Origin of the sequence: Pseudomonas sp. NPDC087615, from assembly GCF_044743445.1 — a bacterium.
In the GTDB taxonomy this organism is placed as follows: domain Bacteria; phylum Pseudomonadota; class Gammaproteobacteria; order Pseudomonadales; family Pseudomonadaceae; genus Aquipseudomonas; species Aquipseudomonas baetica_A.
This window is the reverse complement of record NZ_JBIUWM010000041.1, coordinates 50656-53356: the sequence shown is the minus strand read 5'-3', so window position 1 is coordinate 53356 and position 2701 is coordinate 50656. Positions and strand designations below refer to the sequence as shown.

General features: G+C 58.0%; 1 protein-coding gene and 1 pseudogene. Both read right to left on the bottom strand.

The features are described from left to right. Positions 1–133: 133 nt before the first annotated feature. A complete protein-coding gene (gene dnaG / locus ACIOU6_RS19710; protein ID WP_221731204.1) occupies positions 134–2098 on the bottom strand; it encodes a DNA primase in 1965 nt (654 codons plus the stop codon). A 487-nt stretch (positions 2099–2585) separates the two neighbouring features. After that, positions 2586–2701: pseudogene (rpsU, locus tag ACIOU6_RS19705) on the bottom strand (30S ribosomal protein S21); the annotation flags it as partial.

The following is a 2701-nucleotide window of genomic DNA, read 5'->3' as shown; positions in this document are numbered from 1 at the left end:
CTTCTGCTCACGACCCAGTTTGATGAACTCAATAATACGAGAGTGCTGTTGCGCTTTTCCGGACATAACTCGCTATCCACTGAAGGTCTTGGCGGGCAAAAAACAAGCCGAGGATTATACCTGAGCTATGACCTCACGCGCCAGTTGAGGTCGGGTTTGATGCGGAAACATTGCGACTTAGTAGGTCGCGCAGTTGATTTTTTTCTTCAATACTCAGTTCGCTTTGACGCGCTTTCCTGAGCAACTGTTCCAGATTTCGCTCGCGTTGGCGGGCTGACAAGCTAGTAATGGTGTCGAAAAACTGTTGTTCAAGGTTATCTCCGTCAATCAACCACTCCTTTTCTGCCAGCGCCTTGAGCAAGCGACCCTGTTCAGTGCCGTGCCATCGTGCGATCAACTGAAATGAGTTTAGCTTGGGATTCTTCTGTACGGCTTCGAGCAGCGCCACAAGCAACTGGGCGTTGGTCTGATTTTCGTCCGCGATGTGCCCGGCGTCTTCGACGCGCTTGGCCAATTGCGGGTGATGGAGCAGCGTGCGCAGGGCCGTCAGGGTCGGTGACTCCACGCCAATGGGCGTGCGCGGGCGTTGTTGATCACGATCGCCGCCGCGCTTGCCATTCTTGTCCCAGGGTTTCTTGTCCCACTTCTTGCCGCCGGCGCCGGGTTTCTTCGGCGTCCACTCCTGCTGCGGCACATACATGTCTTGTGCCTGCGGCTGATGGTAGTCGCTGTAGTCCGGCATTGCGTCGTAATCGATGCCCGGATCGTAGGCGGGTGGCGCTTCCTGCGGCGCGCTTTGAGCCAGTTGACTGACGGTTTCGCTGCTCAGGCCGGTAATTTCGGTCAGGCGCTGACGCATCAGGATGCGCAGATTGGCCCCGGGTACTTTGTCGATCAGCGGTGCGGCGAGGGTGGCCATGTGGGCCTTGCCCTCCAGTGAGCGCGGGTCGGCTTCCTCGGTCAGTTGCTGGAAGAAATAGTCCGCCAGCGGTTGCGCGTGCTGATTGATTCGGGCTTTGAAAGCATCGGTGCCTTCGGCGCGGACCAGGGTGTCCGGGTCTTCGCCCTCGGGCAGGAACAGGAATCGCGCGCGGCGACCGTCTTGCAGGCTCGACAGTGTTGCTTCCAGTGCGCGCCATGCGGCGTTGCGGCCGGCCTGGTCGCCGTCAAAGCAAAACAGTACGTTGGGCACGACGCGGAACAGGCGCTTCAAATGCTCTTCGCTGGTTGCAGTGCCCAGCGTCGCGACGGCATTGCGCAAGCCTTGCTGGGCGAGCGCGATGACGTCCATGTAGCCCTCGACGACGATTATTTCGTCGAGGTTGCGGTTGTTTTTGCGTGCTTCATAAAGGCCGTAGAGTTCCTGACCTTTATGGAATACCGGGGTTTCCGGCGAGTTCAGGTATTTGGGCTTGTCATCGCCGAGCACGCGCCCACCGAAAGCGATGATCCGGCCTCGGGTGTCGCGGATCGGGAACATCACGCGATCACGGAAGCGGTCGTAGCGTTTGCCGGTTTCGGCGTTCTCGATCAGCAGGCCGGCGTCGATCATGGCTTTCTGCTGCAATGTGTCGCTGCTCAAATGCTTGAGCAGGTTGTCCCAGCCCGGCGGTGCGAAGCCGAGGCCGAAATCCCGAGCGATCTCGCCAGTCAGTCCACGGCCCTTAAGGTAATCCACTGCGGCTTTGCGCGATGGATGGCTCTTCAGTGCGTGTCGGTAAAAGTCGGCGGCGGCGGTAAGTAGCGGATACAGCGGTGAGTCGGTCGGCTGTCGCGGTTTGTGTTGACGGCCACCTTCTTCGCGGGGGATTTCCATGCCCGCGGCTTTCGCCAGATCTTCGATAGCCTGGGGGAAGTCCAGGTTGTCGTGATCCATGAGGAAGCCGAGGGCATTACCGCCAGCGCCGCAGCCAAAGCAGTAATAGAACTGCTTGTCGGGGCTGACACTGAACGATGGGGTTTTCTCTTTGTGAAACGGGCAGCAGGCTGTGTAATTCTTGCCGGCTTTTTTCAGTTGCACACGCGAGCTGACCACGTCGACGATGTCGGTGCGGTTCAGGAGGTCGTCAATAAAGCTCTGGGGAATCAGCCCGGCCATGGCGTTCTCGTCGTCTGCGCTGTAATAAGTCCGATGCGAAGGGCGGCCGAACACGGTTCGTTGCTCGAAGCGCGCAAAATGGGCGGCTCGACCGGTGTCGTCTGCTTGATCGCTGTCGGGAAGTGTATCTGCCGAAAATCCACTGACCTTAATACCTATCAGTTTTCGACTATTTGAAAGTGTTGCGCTGAATCCGCTGACGGCCGGTTAATGGCCTCGGATAGCTCAATAAAACGGGCACGCGTGCAGGTGCCTTGGGCTGATCGTCGTTTAGAGGAATCAGTGGGTGTGCTCGTCAGTAGCCTTGAAAGGCTCGTCAGAAAAGACGTGCACCGCTGGCAAAAGAGCCAGGCCTGACGCGGTGAAGCAGATTTGTCTAAGTCGCGTCTGCGGCTTCGACGGTGAAGCATCAAGCGTTTTACGCAAATGCCATTAGCCCGGCTGAGGGCCGGGCTTAGGCAAGAAGCTTGCTACGAACGTCTGTGTATTAGTACAGACGAACGGCGCGGCGCTGTTCGCGCTGAACTTTCTTGGCGTGACGCTTAACAGCGGCTGCTGCTTTACGCTTACGCTCAGAAGTTGGCTTCTCGTAAAATTCGCGGC